Source organism: Hyphomonas adhaerens MHS-3 (genome assembly GCF_000685235.1).
Classification (GTDB): Bacteria; Pseudomonadota; Alphaproteobacteria; order Caulobacterales; family Hyphomonadaceae; genus Hyphomonas; species Hyphomonas adhaerens.
This window is the reverse complement of record NZ_ARYH01000001.1, coordinates 327,214-348,450: the sequence shown is the minus strand read 5'-3', so window position 1 is coordinate 348,450 and position 21,237 is coordinate 327,214. Positions and strand designations below refer to the sequence as shown.

24 protein-coding genes are annotated in these 21,237 nt (G+C 63.4%); 14 read left to right on the top strand and 10 right to left on the bottom strand.

Going from position 1 to position 21,237, the window contains the following annotated elements; genetic code table 11:
- The first annotated feature begins 12 nt into the window (after positions 1-12).
- The 5 genes from HAD_RS01675 (at position 13) to hisG (ending at position 4,823) form a co-directional block, all read left to right on the top strand.
- Positions 13-663, top strand: a complete 651-nt coding sequence (locus tag HAD_RS01675) for a CPBP family intramembrane glutamic endopeptidase (protein WP_156942123.1) — start codon at positions 13-15, stop codon at positions 661-663.
- A gap of 59 nt (positions 664-722) precedes the next feature.
- Positions 723-1,196 carry a PaaI family thioesterase gene (locus tag HAD_RS01670; RefSeq protein ID WP_035569004.1) on the top strand — a complete coding sequence of 158 codons (474 nt, stop codon included), beginning with the start codon at positions 723-725 and terminating at the stop codon, positions 1,194-1,196.
- A 299-nt stretch (positions 1,197-1,495) separates the two neighbouring features.
- Positions 1,496-2,977, top strand: a complete 1,482-nt coding sequence (hisS, locus tag HAD_RS01665) for a histidine--tRNA ligase (RefSeq protein WP_035569003.1) — start codon at positions 1,496-1,498, stop codon at positions 2,975-2,977.
- On the top strand, positions 2,974-4,104 hold the full coding sequence (locus tag HAD_RS01660; protein ID WP_035569001.1) for an ATP phosphoribosyltransferase regulatory subunit: 1,131 nt from the start codon (positions 2,974-2,976) through the stop codon (positions 4,102-4,104). The genes hisS and HAD_RS01660 overlap by 4 nt, the downstream gene beginning before the upstream one ends.
- Positions 4,101-4,823 (top strand): ATP phosphoribosyltransferase, encoded by a 723-nt coding sequence (hisG, locus tag HAD_RS01655; RefSeq protein ID WP_051595835.1) that lies wholly within the window; start codon positions 4,101-4,103, stop codon positions 4,821-4,823. The genes HAD_RS01660 and hisG overlap by 4 nt, the downstream gene beginning before the upstream one ends.
- Before the next feature lie 268 nt (positions 4,824-5,091).
- On the opposite strand, the gene HAD_RS01650 is transcribed toward hisG, so the two are convergent.
- Positions 5,092-5,505: a hypothetical protein gene (locus tag HAD_RS01650; RefSeq protein ID WP_035568999.1), complete on the bottom strand. Its 414-nt coding sequence runs from the start codon at positions 5,503-5,505 to the stop codon at positions 5,092-5,094.
- A gap of 148 nt (positions 5,506-5,653) precedes the next feature.
- On the opposite strand from HAD_RS01650, the gene HAD_RS01645 reads away from it, so the two are divergent.
- The gene (locus HAD_RS01645; RefSeq protein ID WP_035568997.1) at positions 5,654-6,844 is read left to right on the top strand and encodes an aspartate aminotransferase family protein; all 1,191 of its coding nucleotides are present in this window, start codon (positions 5,654-5,656) and stop codon (positions 6,842-6,844) included.
- 69 nt (positions 6,845-6,913) lie between these two features.
- Here HAD_RS01645 and HAD_RS01640 read toward each other — a convergent pair whose 3' ends face one another.
- Complete coding sequence (locus HAD_RS01640) at positions 6,914-7,555, bottom strand: cytochrome b/b6 domain-containing protein (RefSeq protein ID WP_035568995.1); 642 nt, start codon at positions 7,553-7,555, stop codon at positions 6,914-6,916.
- A gap of 113 nt (positions 7,556-7,668) precedes the next feature.
- On the opposite strand from HAD_RS01640, the gene HAD_RS01635 reads away from it, so the two are divergent.
- Positions 7,669-8,175 (top strand): helix-turn-helix transcriptional regulator, encoded by a 507-nt coding sequence (locus tag HAD_RS01635; RefSeq protein ID WP_035568993.1) that lies wholly within the window; start codon positions 7,669-7,671, stop codon positions 8,173-8,175.
- Positions 8,176-8,219: 44 nt separating this feature from the next.
- Positions 8,220-9,056: a carbon-nitrogen hydrolase family protein gene (locus tag HAD_RS01630; RefSeq protein WP_035568990.1), complete on the top strand. Its 837-nt coding sequence runs from the start codon at positions 8,220-8,222 to the stop codon at positions 9,054-9,056.
- Positions 9,057-9,252: 196 nt separating this feature from the next.
- Here HAD_RS01630 and nspC read toward each other — a convergent pair whose 3' ends face one another.
- From nspC to HAD_RS01605, 5 genes are all read right to left on the bottom strand, one after another.
- A complete protein-coding gene (gene nspC / locus HAD_RS01625) occupies positions 9,253-10,389 on the bottom strand; it encodes a carboxynorspermidine decarboxylase (protein ID WP_051596202.1) in 1,137 nt (378 codons plus the stop codon).
- Between the two features lie 12 nt (positions 10,390-10,401).
- The gene (locus HAD_RS01620; protein WP_035568984.1) at positions 10,402-11,100 is read right to left on the bottom strand and encodes a thioredoxin family protein; all 699 of its coding nucleotides are present in this window, start codon (positions 11,098-11,100) and stop codon (positions 10,402-10,404) included.
- Between the two features lie 59 nt (positions 11,101-11,159).
- Positions 11,160-11,909: a hypothetical protein gene (locus tag HAD_RS01615; RefSeq protein WP_156942122.1), complete on the bottom strand. Its 750-nt coding sequence runs from the start codon at positions 11,907-11,909 to the stop codon at positions 11,160-11,162.
- Between the two features lie 16 nt (positions 11,910-11,925).
- Entirely contained in the window at positions 11,926-13,140 is a 1,215-nt protein-coding gene (locus tag HAD_RS01610) for a saccharopine dehydrogenase family protein (protein ID WP_035568978.1), read from the bottom strand.
- A 160-nt stretch (positions 13,141-13,300) separates the two neighbouring features.
- The gene (locus HAD_RS01605; protein WP_035568975.1) at positions 13,301-13,492 is read right to left on the bottom strand and encodes a hypothetical protein; all 192 of its coding nucleotides are present in this window, start codon (positions 13,490-13,492) and stop codon (positions 13,301-13,303) included.
- 202 nt (positions 13,493-13,694) lie between these two features.
- On the opposite strand from HAD_RS01605, the gene HAD_RS01600 reads away from it, so the two are divergent.
- Positions 13,695-13,949: a GlsB/YeaQ/YmgE family stress response membrane protein gene (locus tag HAD_RS01600; protein WP_035568973.1), complete on the top strand. Its 255-nt coding sequence runs from the start codon at positions 13,695-13,697 to the stop codon at positions 13,947-13,949.
- Positions 13,950-13,960: 11 nt separating this feature from the next.
- Here the strand turns inward: HAD_RS01600 and HAD_RS01595 are convergent, their stop codons facing one another.
- Positions 13,961-14,425: a DUF1499 domain-containing protein gene (locus tag HAD_RS01595; RefSeq protein WP_035568970.1), complete on the bottom strand. Its 465-nt coding sequence runs from the start codon at positions 14,423-14,425 to the stop codon at positions 13,961-13,963.
- A gap of 116 nt (positions 14,426-14,541) precedes the next feature.
- On the opposite strand from HAD_RS01595, the gene argF reads away from it, so the two are divergent.
- Positions 14,542-15,468: an ornithine carbamoyltransferase gene (gene argF, locus HAD_RS01590; RefSeq protein WP_035568967.1), complete on the top strand. Its 927-nt coding sequence runs from the start codon at positions 14,542-14,544 to the stop codon at positions 15,466-15,468.
- A 3-nt stretch (positions 15,469-15,471) separates the two neighbouring features.
- Here the strand turns inward: argF and HAD_RS01585 are convergent, their stop codons facing one another.
- Positions 15,472-16,779 carry an MFS transporter gene (locus HAD_RS01585; protein ID WP_035568964.1) on the bottom strand — a complete coding sequence of 436 codons (1,308 nt, stop codon included), beginning with the start codon at positions 16,777-16,779 and terminating at the stop codon, positions 15,472-15,474.
- 174 nt (positions 16,780-16,953) lie between these two features.
- On the opposite strand from HAD_RS01585, the gene HAD_RS01580 reads away from it, so the two are divergent.
- From HAD_RS01580 to HAD_RS01565, 4 genes are all read left to right on the top strand, one after another.
- A complete protein-coding gene (locus tag HAD_RS01580) occupies positions 16,954-17,904 on the top strand; it encodes a radical SAM protein (protein WP_035568961.1) in 951 nt (316 codons plus the stop codon).
- Between the two features lie 66 nt (positions 17,905-17,970).
- Entirely contained in the window at positions 17,971-18,903 is a 933-nt protein-coding gene (locus HAD_RS01575) for an Hsp33 family molecular chaperone HslO (RefSeq protein ID WP_035568959.1), read from the top strand.
- 42 nt (positions 18,904-18,945) lie between these two features.
- Complete coding sequence (locus HAD_RS01570; RefSeq protein ID WP_162177458.1) at positions 18,946-19,662, top strand: CDP-alcohol phosphatidyltransferase family protein; 717 nt, start codon at positions 18,946-18,948, stop codon at positions 19,660-19,662.
- Between the two features lie 261 nt (positions 19,663-19,923).
- Positions 19,924-20,685 (top strand): L,D-transpeptidase family protein, encoded by a 762-nt coding sequence (locus HAD_RS01565; RefSeq protein WP_035568956.1) that lies wholly within the window; start codon positions 19,924-19,926, stop codon positions 20,683-20,685.
- A 34-nt stretch (positions 20,686-20,719) separates the two neighbouring features.
- Here HAD_RS01565 and HAD_RS01560 read toward each other — a convergent pair whose 3' ends face one another.
- Positions 20,720-21,190 carry an NUDIX domain-containing protein gene (locus HAD_RS01560; RefSeq protein WP_035568953.1) on the bottom strand — a complete coding sequence of 157 codons (471 nt, stop codon included), beginning with the start codon at positions 21,188-21,190 and terminating at the stop codon, positions 20,720-20,722.
- Positions 21,191-21,237 lie beyond the last annotated feature (47 nt).

Below are 21,237 nucleotides of genomic sequence, written 5' to 3'. Positions count from 1 at the left end.
CGCAAGACTCAATTGACCCGCCTTCGCTCAATGGTCTGGACGGCAATCATTATCGCCGTCGCCTACCAGTTTTTCGTGATCCTGCCGGCGATTGTCGTTCACGGCATGATGCCCGACATGTCGATCATCGTGCTGTCCGGAATTGCGAACGTCCTGACGGTGATGGCGGTCTATGGATATCTGAAGGTCCAGGGCGTGGCCGACGAGGTTGCCGAACCGGGCGACATGAACCTGATCGTCGTGCTGATCGCTGTGGCGGCCGCGATTGTTGCGATCGCCCTGACAACATTCCTGGCCGGCTTGCTGGCGACGATGTTCGGGCCTCAGGGTCTGAGCGTCAGTGACGGGTTCACCCATCAGCTGCAGACGGCCTCACGGGCGGAGCTGTTCTTCACAATCGTGCTGGTCGCCCCGTTTGCGGAAGAGTTCATCTATCGCGGCCTGGTCATGGGCGTCTTGCTGGCGCGTGGCTGGGCGCCGCTGCCGGCCGCGGGCCTGTCGGCGATGATCTTCGCCCTTCAGCACATACAATATGGCTGGATCGGGATTCTGGTCGTGCTGGTTTATGGCGTGATGCTGGGCCTGCTGCGCGTCGCGAGCGGCGGACTGTTCCTGCCGATCATGGCCCATTTCTTCATCAATCTCATCTCGCTGACGATGTGACGCGCCCCTTCGCAAGGGGAGGGCTGGCAAATCCTGTCTGACGGCGCTAAGCGGACGTAATGACTGACGATCTTTCACGCAACCAGACTTTCGACCTGCCGGACGGCTACCAGATTTTGCCCTGGCACCGGGGCTTCGGCCGCCAGGTGGGCCCGCTGTTCGAGAAGCGGGACGAGACGGGCCTCACCCGCGCCTTCCGCGTCGAGGAACACCACACCAACGGCATGATGAATGCCCATGGCGGCATGCTCATGACCTTCGCCGACATGGCGTGGGGCGCAGCGGTCGAAAAGAACGACGATACCTGGTGGGTCACCGTGCGCCTGATGTGCGATTTCCTGTCCGGCGCCAAGCAGGGCAGCTTTGTCGAGGGCAAGGGCCACGTGATCGGCCGGCAGGACGATGTGTTCACGGTCGAGGGCAAGATCTGGGCGGACGACAAGCTGCTGATGCGCGGCACGGGCATTTTCAAGGTGATCGAGCGCCGGGACGGGCAGGAGAAGCCGTTCACGCGCCAGACCGAGAAGGCCTGACCGAAAAGGCCTGACCAAAAGGCATGACCGGGAAGGCCTGACCTTTCGGTTGACTTTGCGCAGGCGCCCCCGTATCGGCCTTTTCGTAATGAACACAGCACTGCACCACCATCATCACCATTCGTGACGCGCCGATGAGGCGCGAACCGGTCCGGCTGCGCCTCTGCTAAAGTGTTCCCCCCAAGAACCAGACCAGACGAGGCAAGCCACAGCCGGGGCGTGCCTGATGTTGACGTGTCGCCTTCCAATCCGGACCAGCACCGACTATGCGGTGCGCAAACAGGACTAAGAGCGACCCCATGAGTGACAAAGACAGCCAACCTCTCTCTGGCAAGGATCTCGCCCGCAAGCCGCGCGGCTTTCCCGACAAGCGCGAGGGCCTGATCCATGCCCAGGCCGACCTGGTCGGCAAGGTCACCGCGATTTACCGCCAATGGGGCTTCGAGGCGCTGGACACCGGCGCGTTCGAATATGCCGATGCGCTCGGCAAGTTCCTGCCGGATGACGACCGCCCGAACGCCGGCGTGTTTTCCCTGCAGGATGATGACGAGCAATGGATGGCCCTGCGCTACGACCTGACGGCCCCGCTGGCCCGGTTCGTGGCCGAGGCCGGCCAGTCGCTGGGCAAGCCGTTCCGCCGCTACGCCGCCGGGCCGGTCTGGCGCAACGAGAAGCCGGGCCCCGGCCGGTTCCGCGAATTCTGGCAGTGCGATGCCGATACAGTCGGGGCACCGGGCTTCCACGCCGATGCCGAGATGATCGCCATGGGCGCCGAAGCCTTGCGCGCGGTCGGCATGGAGACGGGCGAGTTCGTGATCCGCGTGAACACCCGCCGCCTGCTGAACGGCGTGCTGGACGGGGTTGGCGCATCGAGCGCCGAGACCCGTCTCGCCATTCTGCGTGCGCTCGACAAGCTGGACCGTCTCGGATCGTCCGGCGTGGCCGACCTGCTCGGCAAGGGCCGCATGGACGACAGCGGCGACTTCACCAAGGGCGCCGGGCTCGGGGCGGATGAGGTGAAGACCGTGCTGGCCTTCGCCGAAGCCGGCGCGAAGACGCGGGCCGAAACGCTGGCCAATCTCTCGAAAGCGACGGGGTCGACGGAAGAGGGCAAGGCGGGGCTCGCCGAACTGGAAGCCATCGCGCTCGCCCTCGATGCGCTTGGCGCGCCGGAAGGCGATGTCGTGATCGACCCGTCGGTCGTGCGCGGCCTCGAATATTACACCGGCCCGGTCTATGAGGCCGAGCTTCTGCGCGAAGTGACCGGCGACGATGGCAAGACCTATCGCATCGGCTCCATCGGCGGCGGCGGGCGGTATGATGACCTCGTCGCGCGCTTCACCGGCGAGACGGTGCCGGCGACCGGCTTCTCAATCGGTATTTCCCGGCTGGCGTCCGCTCTTCAGATCATGGGCGAGACCGGCAAGCTGGACGGGCCGGTCGTGGTGCTGAACCTCGACAAGGAAAATCCGTCCACGGCGCTCTCCATCGCGGCGGACCTGCGCCGTGCCGGCATCCGCGCCGAAGCCTATATGGGCGGGTCCGGCATGCGGCCGCAGATGAAATATGCCGACCGGCGGAATGCCCCGGCCGTCGTGATCGTCGGCGAGGACGAGGTCGCCAAGGGTACGGTCACGATCAAGGATTTGGAAATGGGCGCGCTGAAGGCGAAGGCCATCAAGTCCAACGAGGAATACCGTGAGGCACGCCCCGGCCAGATCGAAGTGCCGCGCGCCGAAATGGTTGAAGCCATCCGCCGTATCGTCGAGGCCCAGGCATGACGCACGCCGCTATCGTCAAGGCCGCCCGGTCCCGGTTCGAGGGCTCTGGCGCTGAGCCGGTCAATCCCGCCTATATCCTGCCGTCCGATATTCCGCTGGAACTGTCCGGCGAAGCGGTCCGTGCGCGGCTTTGCGTGTTCACGGATCATCGCGGCAATGAAATGGTCATGCGGCCGGACCTGACCCTGCCGGTGGCAGGGCTGGAAGCCGACCGCCTCGCCAGTGGCGCCAACGGGCCGAAAGCCTATTGCTACGCGGCCGAGGCGTTCCGCCTGCCGGCCACACCGGGCGACCCGATGGAATTCACGCAGGTCGGCTTCGAACGGTTCGGGCTCGACTCCGACCCCGTCGAGGATGCCCAGGCGTTCGCCCTTGTGCACGAAGCTGTGCGCGCGTGCGATGTCGTTCCGGTGGCGATTGCCACAGGGGACCTTGCCATTTTCCCGGCCTTTATTGACGCCCTCGGACTGCCGCGTGTGACGGCGGACCTGCTGAAACGAGCCTTCCGGCAGGAAGGCGGCGTACGGGCCCTGGTCGAAGCGGAGCCGGCGCCCATCGAGGCAGACCTTGTGCCGACGCTGGAAGCGGCGACGCAGGCCGAGGCCGAAACGGCCTTCCGCGCCGCCCTCGCCGCACGCGGTATTCCCTTGATCGGAACCCGGAGCGTTCCGGAAATCATTTCGGGCCTGCGTGCCCGGGCCGCGGCGCTTGCCGCCGGCGGCGTGCCGGAAAAAGTGCGGGAAGTGATCGGCGCGTTGGCTGCCGTGAACTGTACCGCAGCGGAGGCCGCCGATCAGCTTGACGATATTGCCGTAAAATACAGCCTGCCGCGCACCTCCGGCGCCATTGAGCGTGTGGCGCGGCGCATGGAACTGATCCGCGAATTGCTGCCGGAAGTGAAGGCCATCTGCCGCTTCCGCTCCGGCTTCGGACGCCGGTTCACCTATTATGACGGCTTCCTGTTTGAAACGCTGGGGCCGAACCTGTCGGACAACCAGCCGATCGCGTCCGGCGGGCGCTATGACGGCCTCGTCTCCGGCCTGTCGAACGCTGCGGCCGATGCGACCGCCATTGGCGGCATGGTGCGGCCCGACCGCGTGCTGCGTGCAAAGGGGAGGGGCGCATGACCCGTCTGTCACTTGCCATTCCGTCCAAGGGACGGCTGAAGGAAAAATCCGAAGCCTGGCTGGCCTCGGCCGGTTTCCCTGTCACCCAGATCGGCGGCGAGCGCGGCTATCAGGCAGAGATCGAAGGCCTTGGCGATGTCGAGATGCGGCTTCTCTCCGCGCGGGAGATCGCGCAGGGCCTGGTCGATGGCAGCCTGCATGCCGGCGTGACCGGGGAAGACCTGCTGCATGATCTCGCCCCGACCGGGGAGAGCGATTTCGAGGTTCTGAAACGGCTCGGCTTCGGCGGGGCGGACGTGATCGTCGCCGTGCCGCAGGCCTGGGTCGATGTCGACACGATGTCGGATCTCGAAGCGGCGGGCGCAGCGTTCCGCAAGGCGCATCACCGCCGCCTCCGGGTGGCGACCAAATACATGCGCCTCACGCGCCGCTTCTTCGCGGCCCGGTCTGTCGGGGAATACCGCCTGGTTGAGAGCGCCGGGGCGACGGAAGCTGCCCCCACGACAGGTTCGGCCGATGTGATCGTCGATATCACCTCCACCGGGGCGACGCTGAAAGCCAACGGGCTGAAAATCCTGTCGGACGGGCTGATCCTGAAAAGCGAAGCGGTGTTCGCGGCGTCGCCGGGTGCCGTATGGTCACCTGAAGCGAAGGCCAGCCTGGAGGTCTTGTTCGCAGGTGCAGCAATTAAAGGTAAGGAAATACTAGAAAAAATCTAGGACACAATCTTGACACATCCGGAAATGCGCGGCCTTATGTCCCAGCAAGTTTCTGGGAGGAAACGCTGCAAACGGTGGGAGGCGCGGACCAAGGGTCCGCGCCTCTTCCGTTTGGAGGTATTATTCAGGGATAAGTGAGAACCGGGCAGACCGGAGCAACGGCTCAGGTGAGGTAGGGGGCGTTTGGACATCACTTCCGTCCCGCCCGGCTTCCCGATTAACAATAAGTACTTATCGTTTATCGTCAAGTATTATTATCGTTTTTCAATTAATCTTTTGTAATTGTGATCAGCCAGCTGGGGCTTCCGTCTTCCGGAACGACCCGCAGAATCCGCGTATCGCCATCTGGCGTGAGGGTTTCGCTGATCTCGGCGCCGGAGATTTCGATCCGCAGGGAATCGGGCGCATCGTCCGGCTGGTCGAGCTCGACATTGAAGGCGCTGGCCTGGTCTGACGGGACAAAAATCTCCGCCGCTTCCGCCGGTGTCAGGAAGCGGACCGTTCCGTCTTCCTCGATGATCATGGATTGACGTTGCGTCACTTCGGAGCTGTCCGCGCTGTCCGGTGCGGTCCGCGCCTGCACGACATTGAGCGGCGGAGACAGGCGTCCGGTCGTGGTCTGAGCGGCTGCAGGCAGCACAAGCAGGCCGAGCCCTGCGGCCAGGCTGGCAAGCGTCTTCATCCTCTCACTCCCGTTCATATCAGGCGTACATAACCGCGAATCGAGGTGGCTGTCACATGCGCGGGTGTGCTGTGTGTTGACTTCCGGTCAGCCCCCCGTCATGCGTGGCGCCCTGAGAGCAATCCTCGCGACATCGGAAGGGTAAAAGATGAGCGATCCCCGCCAGCATATCATGCCGGTCTACCGGCCGCCGGAACAGGTTTTCGAGAAAGGAGAGGGCGTCTACCTCTTCACCGAAGACGGTACGCGATATCTGGATTTCATCGCTGGCATCGCGGTCAATGCGCTCGGCCATTCGCACCCGGCCATGGTGGACGCCCTGCGCGAGCAGGCGGGCAAGCTGTGGCACACGTCGAACATGTTCCGTGTGCGCGGGGCGGAAGAGCTGGCCGACAAGATCTGCCGTGACACGTTTGCAGACCGCGTCTTCTTCACCAATTCCGGCACCGAAGCGATCGAGTGCGCGATCAAGTCGGCCCGCAAGTATCAGTGGGCCAACGGTCATGAAGACCGGATCGACATCATCACCTTCACGGGTGCCTTCCATGGCCGCTCCATCGGGGCGATCAATGCTGGCGGCAATCCGAAATACCTCGAAGGCTTCGGCCCGGCGCTGCCTGGTTTCGTGCATCTCGAATGGGGCGACATGGCTGCCCTTGAAGACGCCATCGCCCGCCCGACTGCGGCCGCTGTCCTGATCGAGCCGGTGCAGGGCGAAGGCGGCGTGCGCGCCCTGCCGGAGGAAGACCTGAAACGCTTCCGTGAGCTGTGCGATGAACATGGCGTTCTGCTGATCTATGACGAAGTCCAGTGCGGCATGGGCCGCACCGGCAAGCTGTTCGCCCATGAATGGGCCGAGGGCGCCACGCCGGACATTCTGTGTTCGGCGAAAGGCATCGGCGGCGGCTTCCCGTTCGGCGCCTGCCTGACGACCGAGGCCTGCGGCGAGCACATGCAGCCGGGCAGCCATGGCTCGACCTATGGCGGCAACCCGCTGGCCATGGCCGTCGGCAATGTCGTCTGGGACATCATCTCCGATGAGGCTTTCCTGGCCGAAGTGCGCCGCGTCTCCGGTACGGTTGCGCAGAGCCTGAAGAGCATCGCCGACAGCCACCCGGACAAGGTCGAAGGCGTGACTGGCAAGGGCCTGCTGACCGGCCTGAAAATGAAAGGCGATCCGAAAGGCCTGCAGGGCGTCTGCCGCGACAAGAACCTTCTGGTCGGTGTCGCGGGCAACAATGTCCTGCGTCTTGCGCCGCCGCTGGTGATCACGGACGAGAACGTCCGCGAGGCGACCCGCGTGATGGACGAAGCGATCGGCGACTGGGATCCGGCCTGAGGCCCTCGGTTTGATAGAATAAAGCGGCCGGGCCTTTTGCGCCCGGCCTTTTTTTTGTTCCAGCGTGGATCAGCGCTCGTCAGTCTCCGGTTTGCGGCCGGTGACCATGGCGCGGGCGAGGTTTTGCTTGTGGGCGAGGCTTGAGGCGACGACCCCGGCAAGGTGGATTCCGATCAGGGCGAGCGTGATGTAGACGAACGCCTTGTGCACGCCTTCGAGCAATTCCTCTGCGCCGGATTCCTCATCGCGCCCATGCTCGCCTTCTTCTCCGAAGGCTGAGGCCATCGGCGCGAAGGTTTCCTCGGTCACGATCCCGGCCAGCGGGCCGGCATTGTCCTCCACGGCGTAGAGCGCCATGCCGGACCCGGTTGTGACGAGAAGGCTGAAAAGCAGGGCCACGACCATGGCCCCGCCTGCGGGGTTGTGCCCGGCATAATCCTTCACATGGCCCGTGAAGAGACCGCGCAGATATCCGAGGACGGCGCCGGGGCCGCGGACGAAATTGGTGAACCGCGCGTGCCGCGTGCCGATGAGACCCCAGACGATGCGGACCAGCACATAACCGGCCACCACATAGCCGGCCCATTTGTGGATGTTGAACAGATCGTCGCCAGACAGGTAGGCGGTGAAAAACGCGATCACGAGCGTCCAGTGCCCGATGCGGACAAGGGGATCCCATATCGGGCGGGTGGAGGTCTTGGACTGGCTCATGCGAATGTCTCCGTTGCTACCTGCTGGCTGGGAGAAGGTGGCGCGAACGGGCCGCCGGAACTATCCGTCACATGACGCATTCCCTTTGCCTGCGCTTTGGGGGACAAGGGCATATGTCAGATGACGTATCCGGACGCAGAGGCCTTTTGGGCGTTGCCGTGCTGTTTGGCGCGATTGCCCTGTTCATTGGGGCAGACCTGATCACCGATAGCGGGGAAGGCGCCGGGGCGGGGCATCTTGCTGCCGAACTGGTTGTGCTGGTCGCCGCATCATTTGGGCTCGGCGCCATGCTGTGGCGCCTTGGCCGCCTTCGCCGGGCTCTGGCCGACGCCCGGGAGGATGCCGGGCGCTGGCAGGAGGAGAACCGCGACCTGGTTCAGGGGCTTGGCGTTGCCATCGCCCGCCAGTTCTCGGCCTGGGGCCTGACGGATGCGGAATCGGATGTCGGCCTGTTGCTGTTGAAGGGGCTCTCCCTGCAGGAGATTGCCGATCTTCGTGAGACCAGTGAGCGCACCGTGCGCGAGCAGGCCCGCGCGGTTTACCGCAAGAGCAGCCTTGCCGGGCGCAATGCCTTGTCTGCCTATTTTCTGGAAGACCTGCTGCCGGGTGCCGGCGGATGAGTATCGGCGCTGGCGCTTGGCGCGCGGGGCGCTAGGATCGCCAGATGACCAAGATCAAAACTGCCTGTGTCCAGATGCGCTCCGGCGTGGAAGTTGCCCCGAACATCGCGGCCGCCCTGACCCTGATCCGCGAAGCTGCGGGGAAGGGCGCGAAATTCATCGCGACGCCTGAAATGACGAACCTGCTGGATATCCGCCCGGGCATGGCGCGGCCGAAAATCATGGAACAGGACGACGTCCCCCAGCATGCCTTCCAGGCCCTGGCGGCGGAGCTGGGCGTGACGCTGCTGATCGGGTCTATCGCCGTGGCGCTGCCGGATGAGGAGCGCTTTGCCAACCGGTCTCTTCTGATCGGTCCGGATGGCGGCGTCATCGCGCGCTATGACAAGATCCACATGTTCGATGTGGAAGTTGGCGACGGGCAGAACTATCGCGAGAGCCGGGCCTACCGGCCGGGCGAGCAGGCTGTGCTGGCCAAGGCGCCGTTTGGCCAGGTCGGCATGACGATCTGCTACGACCTGCGCTTCCCGCACCTTTATCGCAAGCTGGCGCAAGCGGGCGCAGACATCCTCACCATCCCGGCGGCTTTTACCCGGGTGACGGGCGAGGCGCACTGGCATGTGCTGGTCCGCGCGCGGGCGATCGAGACAGGTTGTTTCGTCGTCGCGCCAGCGCAGGGCGGCAAGCACGAAGACGGACGCGAGACCTTTGGCCATTCTCTGATCGTCTCGCCCTGGGGTGAGGTGATCGCGGAAGCCGACGGGGCGGAGCCGGGAATCGTGCTGGCGGAACTGGATCTTGATGAGGTGGCCAGGGCGCGCGGGCGTATCCCGTCACTCGGGAACGACCGGGACGTCCGTATGGCGCGCCTTGGCAGCTAGCCGGTTGGGCAGCTAGCCGTTCGCGGCGGCCGGTGCGAGCAGGCATACCGCCAGCAGGCAGAGAACAAGACATCCGAGTGCGATACGCCCAGCCATGCGCATTCCTCCGTGCCCTGCAGTCTGGCAGAGGGAAGGGAAGATCGAGTGAAAAAAATCTATGCGATTTTTACGGCAGCGCTAAGAAATCCGGTAAGGCCTAGCGCCCGAGGCGGCGCCGGAATTCCTCGTATCCGAAATCGCTGATCTGTTCGACACGGCCGTCTTCCCAGCGGATGGCGAGATTGGCCAGCGGCGTGCCGTTGAACGTGTTCGTCTTCACGAAGCTGTAGTGCATCTGGTCGGTGAAGATCACCTGATCGCCGGGCTTTAGCGGGGCGTCGAAGGAATAGTCGCCGATCACATCGCCGGTCATGCAGGTGTTGCCACCGAACCGGTAGGTGTGCGCCTTCTCGCCGGGCTGGCCTGCGCCGATGACGTCCGGCCGGTAGGGAACTTCCAGAACGTCCGGCATGTGGGTGGAGGCGGAGGCGTCGAGGATGGCGAGGTCCATCTCGTTCCAGTGCAGGTCCAGAACGGAGGCATGGAGTTCGCCGGTATTGACGACGAGGCCGCCGCCGGGCTCGAGGATGACCTCGACGCCGAAGCGCGCCTTGAAGGCCTTGATGGCGTCAATCAGCGCGCTGACATCATAGCCCGGCTTGTTCAGGAAATGCCCGCCGCCGAAATTCACGGCGGAGACCTGTTCGATATATTGTCCGAAATTGTCGGCGACGTGGTTGATCAGGCCAACCGAGCCCTCGTGCAGGCTCTCGCAGAGGGCGTGAACGTGGAAGATGTCGATGCCGGACCAGTCCACGCTGTCCAGCTTCGCCGGGACTTCGCCGAACCGGCTCATCGGCGCGGTCGGGTTGTAGAGATCGCCGCCGAGGGTGGCGTTCGAGTAGCCGGGATTGACGCGCAGGCCGACATGGGCGCCCGCATCGCGGGCGATGTCGCCAAAGCGGTCAAGCTGTGCAGCGCTGTTGAAATAGATATGGCCTGCAATCTTCGTCAGGTTACGGACCGTCTCTTCGGTGTAGGCCGGGGAGTAGACATGCACTTCCTTGCCGAAGGAGTCCTTGCCCATGATGGCTTCATGCTCGCCGCTGGCCGTCGTGCCGTCGAGATAGTCGGTCATCACCGGGAAGGCCGCCGGCATGGCAAAGGCCTTGGTGGCGAGCAGCACTTTGCAGCCAGCCTCCTCCCGCACACGCTTCGCCGTCTCCAGATTCTTCCGGAGGCGCGCGACGTCGAGGACGAAGACGGGCGTGGGGATGTCGGCGGGCAATGTCATGGCGTGTCCCATCTAGCACATTCGGCGGTCACGCGAGGGATCGTCCGGAAGGAAACCGGCCTCGACGAGATTGAGAACGAATTCATCTTCGCGGGTGCATGGCCGGAAGCCCTCACCCAGTTCCGCCTGCGAGACGAGTGCGCCGGTTTCCGCGTTGGTGAGCGTGATGAACGGCGTCCGCACGCGATCATGTCCGCGTTCACGCGAGATGCGGGTGACACCGATCTTGTCCGCTAGGGCCTCACCACTCGGGCGGCGTATGTCGATCTTCAGGGTCAGGATGCGGTAATCGTCCTGACTGGCGAGGGCGGCGTCACGCTGGGCGGGCGTCAGCGCGTCCTTAAGGAAACGGTCCACCGTCCAGGCTTTCCTGCCGGACAGTTCGGTCTTCTCCAGCTTCATGCAGGAGGGGCATTCGTCAAAGCCCCAGACGATCATCAGGGGGCGGCCGTCTTCCCTGGCCTGGTTGAAGGCCGCATCGTACAGCTGCTGCGCATCGAGGCATTTGAAATAGGTCGGCTTCGCCCGCTCGCCCGTGCAGCCTTCGATCGGCTGGAAGGCGGCATAGTCGATGGCCTTCTCGAAGACGAGCGGTCCCTGGGGCGCAGCGGCTTCCTCGCTGCACGCAGCGAAGGTCAGTGCAGCAAGAAGCGAGACGGCAGCGCGGCGCATGCCGAAGGCTTCCTCCCGTACGCGCTTCGTTGTTTCCATATTCTTCTGGAGACGCGCAACATCGAGGACGAAAACGGGGGTGGGGATGTGAGTGCGCGTCAATGTGTGGTGGCTACTTCTGTAGCTGGGGGTAACCGCAAGATATGAAAGCTGTTTGACCCGTAGCAACCATTGGATTCTCTTGGTACGGATTGATCGAATTCAATGAGTGCAATAATTGGAGAGCTCTTAACCTCGCCCTCCAGATCTGGGTAGCCTTTTAGCAAAAGACGAATTAGTTCATCGTTTTGTTCTGTCAGCTTGTTTTTTTGCCCCGAATCAGATTCGACGCGCTGCTTCAGATGCGCCCAGTTCTCAAGGGTGTTAATGGTTCCAGCTTTGAACTCGAATACGGCGGCCCTGTCAGTGAAGCAGTATGAGTTCACCATATGCGCCGACGATATTCCCATATAGCCCGTTCCGGGATCAAACCAATAACCGGAGAATACCAAAGCATATGTCCCAGGTTTAACGGTTGCTGTTGCGTAGTCGATTGTATCCCGGCCATCCCACCCATTGTCCAGCATCACTCTTGCAGTTGCTTTGTCCTCTTTCGACCCTTTGAAATACAAGCGGGGGGCGGAAACGCGGTCCTTCAGAACTAGTTTACTGTTACCAATAACCTGTCCCGATTGAAGGTTTACGGGAACAAAGACCATTTCATGCTTGTTCGCCCAATGTATAAGTAGGGCGTCAGAATTCGATGAGTTATAAGTAGTAGTGGCAGTGGCGCAAGCTTGGAGCATCAGGCAGGTTGCGCCGATTGTGAGCTTCACCGCAAAATTCAAATGTTTTAGCATTTTCAACACCCCCGATCAGGCTCCCCTAGGTTTCCACCGCGAAGAGCTCTTCCTGATCGCCGGGGTTCACGTCGATGACGTGCCAGGGCAGGCCGCGCTGGGCGACGTCGTCGAGGAAGGGCTTGGCCGGGAATTGCTCGACATTGAACACGCCCTTGCCGGCCCATTCGCCGCGGAAGAACATGGCCGCGCCGGACACCGGCGGGACGCCCGTCGTATAGGAGACGGCCTGCGCGGAGACTTCCTTGTTGGTCTCGGCATGGTCGGAGACATTGTAGATCATCTTGGTCAGCGGCTGGCCATCCTTCTTTCCACGGACGATCACGCCGATGCTGGTCTTGCCGGTATAGCCTTCTGCAAGGGACGACGGCGGCGGCAGCAGGTCTTTCAGGAACTCCATCGGAATGATGTCCATGCCCTTGTGCTTGATCGGTTCGAGGCCAATCAGGCCGATGGATTTGAACACCTGCAAATGCTTGATGTATTCGCTGCCAAAGGTCATCCAGAAGCGGATCTGCTTCAGGCCCTTGATGTTCTTGACCAGGCTTTCCTCTTCCTCGTGATAGATGAGGTAGGAATCCTTCGGGCCGACTTCCGGATAGTCGATGTCGCAATTGATGGAGAGGGCGGGGATCTCGATCCATTCGCCATTCTTCCAGTATTTGCCGTCCTGCGTGACTTCGCGGAGGTTGATCTCCGGATTGAAGTTCGTCGCGAACGTCTTGCCGTGGTCGCCGGCATTGCAGTCGACAATGTCGATATATTCGATCTCGTCGAACAGATGCTCCTGCGCGTAGGCGCAGTAGACGTTGGTCACGCCGGGGTCGAAGCCGCAGCCGAGAATGGCGGTGATGCCCTTCTCCTTGAAGCGGTCATGATAGGCCCACTGCCAGTGATATTCGAACTTGGCCACGTCGCGCGGCTCATAGTTCGCCGTGTCCATATAGTTGCAGCCCGTTTCGAGGCAGGCATCCATGATCGGCAGGTCCTGATAGGGCAGGGCCATGTTGATCAGCAGGTCCGGCTTCACCTTTTCGATGAGGGCGACGACTTCCGGCACATTGTCGGCATCGACCTGGGCGATCTCGATCGGCGTCTTGCAGAGCTTTGCCACGTTCTCGCAGCTTTCGATGCGGCGCGAGGCGAGGGTGATGTGCTTGAACGTGTCACGGTCCATCGCGCATTTCTGGGCGACGACCGAACCGGCAGCGCCGGCACCGATGATGAGAACGCGGTCCATGATGGCTGGGCCTCCAATACTCTGCGGGGTTCCTGAATTGACCCGTCACATAGGGCAAACCGGGGGGCTTCGCCAGTGGAGACATGAGGGGTGGCGCAGCGCGAACGGCTCGCGAAGAGGGAGGAAACGAGGGTCCGCCCGCGCTGCGCCGGGGGGAAGGTCAGGCGGCCTGCCGGTAAGGAGACAGCCGGGTGAGTTCCTCGGTCAGCCAGTCATGGTGCCGGGCCAGCCGTTCGACCTGCCGGAGGTCGGCGTCGGGCCGGCTGGCCAGTTCGTCCTGCCAGGCTGAGATCACGCGCAGCTGGGTTTGCAGCCAGCACAGCATGGCGGGGTCATCGACCGGAACACACATCACACGTCTCCTTGCAATTGCGAAGCATTCTCATGACGAATGTTGCACACAGGCCCGCTTGTTGCAAGTCATTCTCAAAAATGTCGCAGGCGGTCCTCGCCGCGATTTGGCTTGCCGATGGGAACGAATGCCGCTCCTGAGGGTTGTACACCTGATAAACCGACCTCTTTCAGGGGCCGGTAAAACGGTGAGGAGACACCAGATGACTCTTGAAGGCATTCTTATTTTTCTGCTGGTCGGCGGCGTGGCCGGTTGGCTGGCAGGCCTGGTCGTGCGCGGCGGCGGGTTCGGCCTTGTTGGCAATATTCTCGTTGGCATCATCGGCGCTTTTGTCGCCGGATTCCTTTTTCCGGCCGTCGGCATCAGCCTGGGCGCTGGGATCGTTGCGTCGATCCTGCACGCGACCATCGGTGCTGTGGTCCTGCTTCTGATTGTGCGTGTGCTGAAGCGCGCCTGACGCGGCGGGCATCAGCCCGCCAGTTCGGCATCCAGCTGTTTCGCAAGCGCCTCGACGCGCGACTTGTTCTTGCCGAGGTCTGACAGGCCGATGCGGGAGCGGGAATAGACCGCCACCTGTGACGTGTCCGGACCTGTGGGCCGGATGAGAACGTCCACATCGTCCCGGAACCGGGCGATAGGGGTGACAGCGACATAGCGCAGCTGGATGTCGCCATTTGGCAACGTACGCTGTTCAGCATCCGGCTGAAGCCGGACAAGGGCGGCGGCCACGTCCGTGGCCGGAGAGGCAAACGCCAGCGCGTCTCCGGTGTTTCCGGCCGCCTCGCAGATGGACGGATTGCACGCCAGGTAACGATTGGTCGGCAGGCCAGGCTCAAGCGTGGCAAAACTGATCCAGCTCCCGGCAGGTTTGGGCGCGGAGGCGCAAGCGGCGCACAGAAGCAGGGTGGCGCAAGCCAATATGGAACGGATCATCGCGTGCCCTCCGGTATCCTGTTGTCTGTACGGCGGCCAGGCCAATCCGGATCGCATCTAGCCGTATAGACAGATTTAGGCTAAGGCGCGCCCTTCATTTTAAACAGGGGGACGCCATGGCAGGCCGTCACTTCATTGATCTCTGGCATCTCGATCATGTCGAGCTACGCGAAATTCTCGACATGGCCCATGCCATGAAGAAAGCCCGCGCCGGTTGGCCGAAGGGCCGCGTCGATGACGGGGCGCCGCTGGAAGGCCACACGCTGGCGATGATCTTCGAGAAGTCGTCCACCCGTACGCGGTTTTCGTTCGACATGGCGATGCGCCAGCTGGGCGGCTCGTCGATCACGGCGACGTCCAGCGACATGCAGCTTGGCCGCGGCGAGACGATCGACGATACGGCCCGCGTCCTGTCCCGCTATGTCGATGCCGTGATGATCCGCGCCAATGATCATTCCGATGTCGAGGCGTTCGCGGAGTTTTCCTCCGTTCCCGTCATCAACGGCCTGACTGACCGCTCGCACCCCTGCCAGATCATGGCGGATTTGCAGACGCTGGAAGAGAATGGCCTCGATCTTCGCGGCGCGCGGATCGCCTGGGTCGGCGACGGCAACAATGTCTGCGCCAGCTTCATCCATGCGGCCGCGAAGTTCGGCTTCTCGCTGGCGGTCGGCACGCCCGCCCGTTTTGCGCCGGATGATGAGGATCTCGACATTGCGCGCGAACTTCAGGGCAAGATCGATCTCTTCGAGACGGCCGAAGAGGCCGTTGCCGGGGCCGATGTCGTCATTGCCGACACGTTCGTGTCCATGGGTGACAAGGATGCCGAGCGCCGCCTCGAAATCCTGGAACCTTACGCCGTCACCGAAGACCTGATGGAACTGGCGAACAAGGGTGCCCACTTCCTGCACTGCCTGCCGGCCCACCGGGGCGAGGAAGTGGACCCTGAAGTCATTGACGGGCCGCAGAGCCTTGTCTTTGACGAAGCCGAAAACCGCCTGCACGCCCAGAAGGCCGTGCTGCGCTGGTGCCTCGAAAAATAAGCCTCAGCCGGACTGGACCTCGTCCAGCCCCAGCGCGAACAGGGCCGCCACCGCGCTCATGACGCCAAGGATGGCGATGACGGCTGTCAGCCCGGCAAAGCTTGCCACCAGGCTGAAGCCGCCGCCGAGGATCAGCACCGTGCCGATGATCGTGTTGGAAAGCGCCGTGTAGGCCGCGCGGGTTTCGGCCGTTGCCATGTCGACGAGATGGGTCGACCGCCCGAGGCGAACGCCCTGATAGGCAATCATCAGGATAAAGATCATGACGGGCAGGCCGGCTTTTGCCGCGAGCAGGCCGGCCGCGTTCAGGCCCAGCGTGCCGAACAGGGCGAGCGCCCCGGACAGCCCGGTCAGGATCAGGACCTTGCGGCTGGACCGGTCGGCAAGGCGGCCCCAGACATAGGAGCTGAGCAGGCCTGCGCTGGCCGAGGCGACAACCAGCAGGCCAAGGCCGCCAAACATGTTGCGCGCGGTATCGGTCTGTGTGCCCAGCGCCACCATGAAAGGCGGGGCCAGGGCGGTGGAGGTGAGCAAGGCCCGCACAAGGATGAACCGGCGCAGCTGGGCATCGCGTGCCAGCAGGCCGAAATCCTCTGCCAGCCTGCGGACCGGGCTGGAACTGGTTTCCGGCGCGCTGGCTTCTTCGGTCAGGCTGGCGAACACGATGGCGGCAGCGACCCATAACACGCCCGCCAGAACCAACCCGCCCGTGACCAGGGCCAGACGGTCTTCCCCCGCAAAGGCGAGCAAGACGCCATAGGCCAGCACAGCCCCGGCGCCGATCGTGCCTGCGGTGCCTGTGGCTGTGCCGCGCCGGGATTTGGCAATCGTCTTGCCAAGGACATCCTTGTAGGTGACCGAACAGACAGAGCGGGCGAGCGCCAGAACGGCCAGCGCCGCGAGGATGGCCCAGCCTGCCGCGGCACCGGTCAGCATAAAGGCCGTCAGCCCCATGGCGATCGCGGCGACCCCTTCGATCAGGGCGCCGCCTGCCCAGGCCCATTTGCGGTGCTTGAACTGGCGGAGTGCGCCGGCGGTAAACATTTGCGGGAAGAGGGCCCCCGCCTCCCGGATCGGAACAAGCAGGCCCAGCAACCCGGCCGGGGCGCCGAGCGCGGTGAGCAGCCAGCTGAGGACGAGTTTCGGATCGATCAGCCCGTCCGCGATCTTGCTGGCCGACAGGCTGGTGACATGCCGGAAGAAATTGTCGGGCTCGTGCTCGCGGGCAGTATCGGAAATATCGAGATTGCCGGGCGCTTCGCTCGTCGAAGTGAGCAAGCGAAAGACGGCTTTCTTCTTGTCCTGCACCATTGCCCGGATTGCCCTCAGCCATTCAGATCATGGAAGGATCATGTTTCCTGCATAAAAGACAATCGCGAAGGCGCAGCCACCCGCTCTCTGATCGATACACACGCAATGATCAAACCTTTGTCAGATCGGTATTTTCCCGCTGGCACGCGCGGCGCAGCCGGTTAGGGTGCGCCCATGGCAGACACAGATTTTCCCGCTGAGAAATTCACCCACCCAGACTTCACGGCCAAGGGCGAGACCCGTGCCAGTGTTGCCTGGACGGGGCTGAAAACGCTCTGGTTCAATACCGGCACGCTCTGCAACATCGAGTGCCGGAATTGCTACATCCTCTCCTCTCCCAAGAACGACCGGCTGGTCTATCTGACCCTCGCCGATGTCATGCCTTATCTGGATGAGGTTGACCGGATGACACCGGACGGGGTTGAGATCGGGATCACGGGCGGTGAGCCGTTCATGTGCCCGGATATCCTGCCCATCATGGAGGCGATCCTGTTCCGGGAACACAGCCTCCTGCTGCTCACCAATGCCATGCGGCCAATGATGCGTCCCCGCATCCGGGAGGGGCTCTGCCGCTTGCGCGATAACGGCCTCGCAGAAAAGCTCACCCTGCGCGTCTCGCTCGACAGCCACGACCCGGCCCTGCACGACGCCGAACGCGGCGAAGGGGCTTTCGAGGAGGCCTGCGCGGGCCTCCGCTGGCTGGCCGACGAGGGCTTTCAGGTTGCGATTGCCGGGCGTCAGTCCCTGCATGAAGACGAAGCCGCGGCCCGCGCCGGCTATGGGGCGCTGGCCAGTTCGCTCGGCCTGTCGCTGGACGCTGCCGACCCCAAACAGCTGGTCCTGTTTCCGGAGATGATTCCGCAGGATGATCCGCCGGAAATCACAACGGCCTGCTGGGGCATTCTCGACAAGGTGCCGGAAAGCATCATGTGCGCAGACCAGCGCATGGTCATCCGGCGCAAGGACGCTGCCCGCGCCACCGTCACGGCCTGCACATTGCTGGTCGACGATCCGGCTTTTGAGCTCGGCCACACGCTGAAGCAGGCGACAGCGGAGCCGGTGAAGCTGAACCATCCCTGGTGCGCCAGCTTCTGCGTGCTTGGCGGCGGCAGCTGCTCGGCCTGATCACAGACTTCAGTCTTGATACGGGGGGAGGGCGCTGCCACATGGGGGCGTCACAAGGAGCCCGTCATGGCTGACACATCCACACCCCTCAGCGATTTCGTTGCCAATTTCCAGATCGAGCAGCGGCCCGTGCGCGGCCGGGCTGTCCGCATGGGTGCGGCCAGCATTTCGCCAATCCTGCAACGCCACGATTATCCCGTGAACCTCGCCCGGGTCCTCGGCGAAGCGGTGACGCTGGCAGCGCTGGTCGGCTCCTCGCTCAAGTTCGAAGGGCGCCTGCTGGTTCAGGCCGAAGGCGATGGTCCGGTGAAGATGCTGGTCGGCGAATACCGCTCTGATGGCGGCGTGCGCGGCTATGCCCGCTTCGACATGGAGGCCTGGGAAAACCTGGACCGGGTCAACAAGGGCGCGGCCCCGCACATGCCGCAACTGTTCGGCGCGTCCGGACGGCTCGGCCTGATCATCGTTCAGGACAATCCGGCGATCCAGCCCTATCAGGGCATTGTTCCGCTGGTGAAAGGCACGCTGGCGGAATGTGCGGAGGATTACTTCGCCCAGTCCGAACAGGTGCCCACGCGGATTCGCCTGTCGCTCGCCGAGTTCGAGCGCAAGGGAGAGCCCGGCGTCTGGGTCTCCGGCGGCATGATGGTCCAGCGTATCGCCGACGATGAGGCGCGCGGCGATACGGAAGAAGCGTGGAACGAGGCGCAGGCCCTGTTCGCGACGATCACCGATCAGGAACTCGCCGATCCGGATCTGCCGATGGACCAGCTGCTTTACCGGCTGTTCCACGAACAGGGCGTCCGGATGGAGCCGCCGACACAGCTGGACGACCGCTGCACCTGCAATGAGGAACGCCTCATTGCCACGCTGCAGAACATCTCGGACGACGGCCTGCGGGACCTCGTGGAAGACGATGGCACCCTGTCGATCGACTGCCAGTTCTGCGGCCGTCACTACACCGTGCCGATCGAAAAAGTCACCGGCGCGTCGAACTGACCGGCCGCGTCATCTCCCATTGTTCCGGCGATGGGAGATGACGTGCCGCCGATATTGCGCATTGCCTCGGCGCCCGGCCGCTGGCACACCGCGCAGATGACCTTCAAATGGCTCCCCAATGCGTTGACGATTGCGCGCTGCGTGTTCGCGCTGCTCTGCCTCGGCGGTATCGTTCAGGCCCTGCGCGTGCAGGACCTCATCGCCCTGGGCGCGGCGCAGGATGCCAGCGCGGCAGATCAGGAAAGCCGCATCGTGGTCCAGCAGCTCTGGTACCAGTTTGCCTTGCTGGCCTTCCTGTCGGGCGCGCTGACAGACTTCCTTGATGGCTGGCTGGCGCGAAAGCTCCAGGCACAGTCCCGTTTCGGTGTCTGGCTCGATCCGATCGCGGACAAGTTCCTGGTCGGCTTTGCGCTGCTGGGGCTCGCGCTGATTTTCCACACCTGGCTGATCTACATTCCGGCAGCGGCCATCATTGCGCGCGATGTTTTCATGACCTGGCTGCGCACCACGCCCGCTGGCAAGGCCGTGGTCGATCCGTCCAACCTCGCCAAATGGAAGACCGCTTTTGAAATGGCCGCCATTATCGGCCTGATGCTGCCGCTGGCGCTGATGCCACAGGCGGCGGCGTCGCAGCATCAGGCGGGCAGCCTGACGGCGACGTTCATCGTGACCGGCCTTGTCGGTCTGCTCTGGATCGCGGCGGCCCTGTCGCTGCTGACCGGCTGGCGCTACATGGTGGCGGCGGTCCGCAGCCGCTGAGGCTGGACACAAGAAACGCCGGCCCAGGGGAAAAAGAGCCGGCGTTCCGTTTGCTTTGCCGGCGCGCAGGGCAAAGGGAAACCTGCTGCGCCAGCTGTCTGTTGATGACGAGAACTGGTTCACTCCCCCGTCACGCAAAAAGCGTCTCACCGGGATCTTAAAAGCTGTTTAACACTCGGGGCGGAAATGGGGCGCCATTTCCACGAAACGGCCACGGATCTGGCCCCTGTGCTGCCGCATTCCGGGCAGACCACTAGGTTTATGAAACGTAAACGCCCCATCGCCGCCTGGAAGCTTGTTGCCGTGTTCAGCGCGGCGATGGCTTTCCTCTGCCTGCCGGCGGTTCTGGCGGTGGCGGGGGTCGATGATGTCCGCGAAACCCCGGGGTCACGGGCCATCGTGGAAGCGCACACCGCAGACCTCAGCGAGGCGCTGGCGGAGCAGGGGACGCATCTCGGCGCGCCCGTTTACCTCCGGCTTACCAAGGAACCTGCTGTCCTGACGGCCTATGTGGCGACTCCCGATGGGGTGTACGAACCGTTCCGCTCCTGGCCGGTGTGCGCCTATTCCGGAAAACTTGGGCCAAAACTCGCGGAAGGGGACCTGCAGGCGCCGGAAGGCTTCTATTCCGTCGCGCCGGGCCAGATGAACGCGGCGTCGGACTACCATCTCGCCTTCAATCTGGGTTATCCCAACGCCTTCGACCGGGCACAGGGCCGCACGGGCTCCTATCTCATGGTCCACGGCGATTGCGTGTCGGTCGGCTGCTACGCCATGACCGATGAGGCGATCGAAGAGGTCTGGACCCTGATGCAGGCCGCGATGGGCGAGGGGCAGAAATCCGTGCCGGTGCACATCTATCCCTTCCCGATGACCGCAGCGAACCTGCAGCGTCATGCCGGGGACCCGAACGCCGCCTTCTGGCGCTCGCTCGCCCCGGCCTGGGAAGCGTTTGAGGAAACCGGCCACGTGCCTGCGGTGCGTGTCTCCGATGGAACCTACGAAATTACCCCGGGAACCTGATCTCACCTGGCCAGATCCGGTCTGGCACCCTGTCTCAGCGCTGCGGCGCCCAATAGGGGGACGGCGGGGCTCCGGCGAACAATTCCTGAAGCTTGCGGTGCGTGCCGGGCGTGGTTCCCTCCGGCGGGGACAGCGGGTCGGCCCAGACCGCTTCGGCGATTTCCCCGAATGAGGTTGCTTCGCCCTGCGTCCAGGTGCCGGGACGGGCCCGGTAAAGCACGACATGGTCATTCGGGAACACGAAATGGTTGGAATAGATGCCGACCAGGTCCGGCGGGGCCGTCAGGGTGAAGCCGCCTTCCTCCAGCAGCTCCCGTTCCAGCGATTCGATGCTGGTTTCCCCCTTTTCCACACCGCCGCCCGGCAGGTACCAGCCCGGCGTGTAGGTGTGGCGGATCATGAAGACTTCACCTGCGGCGTTCTCCATCACGGCGCGGACGCCCAGCGTCATCGGCCGGGACAGACGGAACCAGGACTGAAAGATGCGGGTGCGAATACGGGCCATGGCGTTTTCCTGACAGACTCGCCTCAAGATCGGGTGAATGCAAAAAT

Coding starts and splice junctions, on each gene's coding strand:
- HAD_RS01645 (WP_035568997.1), top strand. CDS start 5,654: ATGAGCGATCCCCGCCAGCATATCATGCCGGTCTACCGGCCGCCGGAA.
- argF (WP_035568967.1), top strand. CDS start 14,542: ATGGCAGGCCGTCACTTCATTGATCTCTGGCATCTCGATCATGTCGAG.
- HAD_RS01575 (WP_035568959.1), top strand. CDS start 17,971: ATGGCTGACACATCCACACCCCTCAGCGATTTCGTTGCCAATTTCCAG.
- hisS (WP_035569003.1), top strand. CDS start 1,496: ATGAGTGACAAAGACAGCCAACCTCTCTCTGGCAAGGATCTCGCCCGC.
- HAD_RS01565 (WP_035568956.1), top strand. CDS start 19,924: ATGAAACGTAAACGCCCCATCGCCGCCTGGAAGCTTGTTGCCGTGTTC.
- HAD_RS01620 (WP_035568984.1), bottom strand. CDS start 11,100: ATGGAAACAACGAAGCGCGTACGGGAGGAAGCCTTCGGCATGCGCCGC.
- hisG (WP_051595835.1), top strand. CDS start 4,101: ATGACCCGTCTGTCACTTGCCATTCCGTCCAAGGGACGGCTGAAGGAA.
- HAD_RS01605 (WP_035568975.1), bottom strand. CDS start 13,492: ATGTGTGTTCCGGTCGATGACCCCGCCATGCTGTGCTGGCTGCAAACC.
- HAD_RS01595 (WP_035568970.1), bottom strand. CDS start 14,425: ATGATCCGTTCCATATTGGCTTGCGCCACCCTGCTTCTGTGCGCCGCT.
- HAD_RS01580 (WP_035568961.1), top strand. CDS start 16,954: ATGGCAGACACAGATTTTCCCGCTGAGAAATTCACCCACCCAGACTTC.
- HAD_RS01640 (WP_035568995.1), bottom strand. CDS start 7,555: ATGAGCCAGTCCAAGACCTCCACCCGCCCGATATGGGATCCCCTTGTC.
- HAD_RS01585 (WP_035568964.1), bottom strand. CDS start 16,779: ATGGTGCAGGACAAGAAGAAAGCCGTCTTTCGCTTGCTCACTTCGACG.
- HAD_RS01650 (WP_035568999.1), bottom strand. CDS start 5,505: ATGAAGACGCTTGCCAGCCTGGCCGCAGGGCTCGGCCTGCTTGTGCTG.
- HAD_RS01560 (WP_035568953.1), bottom strand. CDS start 21,190: ATGGCCCGTATTCGCACCCGCATCTTTCAGTCCTGGTTCCGTCTGTCC.
- nspC (WP_051596202.1), bottom strand. CDS start 10,389: ATGACATTGCCCGCCGACATCCCCACGCCCGTCTTCGTCCTCGACGTC.
- HAD_RS01600 (WP_035568973.1), top strand. CDS start 13,695: ATGACTCTTGAAGGCATTCTTATTTTTCTGCTGGTCGGCGGCGTGGCC.
- HAD_RS01660 (WP_035569001.1), top strand. CDS start 2,974: ATGACGCACGCCGCTATCGTCAAGGCCGCCCGGTCCCGGTTCGAGGGC.
- HAD_RS01630 (WP_035568990.1), top strand. CDS start 8,220: ATGACCAAGATCAAAACTGCCTGTGTCCAGATGCGCTCCGGCGTGGAA.
- HAD_RS01635 (WP_035568993.1), top strand. CDS start 7,669: ATGTCAGATGACGTATCCGGACGCAGAGGCCTTTTGGGCGTTGCCGTG.
- HAD_RS01670 (WP_035569004.1), top strand. CDS start 723: ATGACTGACGATCTTTCACGCAACCAGACTTTCGACCTGCCGGACGGC.
- HAD_RS01610 (WP_035568978.1), bottom strand. CDS start 13,140: ATGGACCGCGTTCTCATCATCGGTGCCGGCGCTGCCGGTTCGGTCGTC.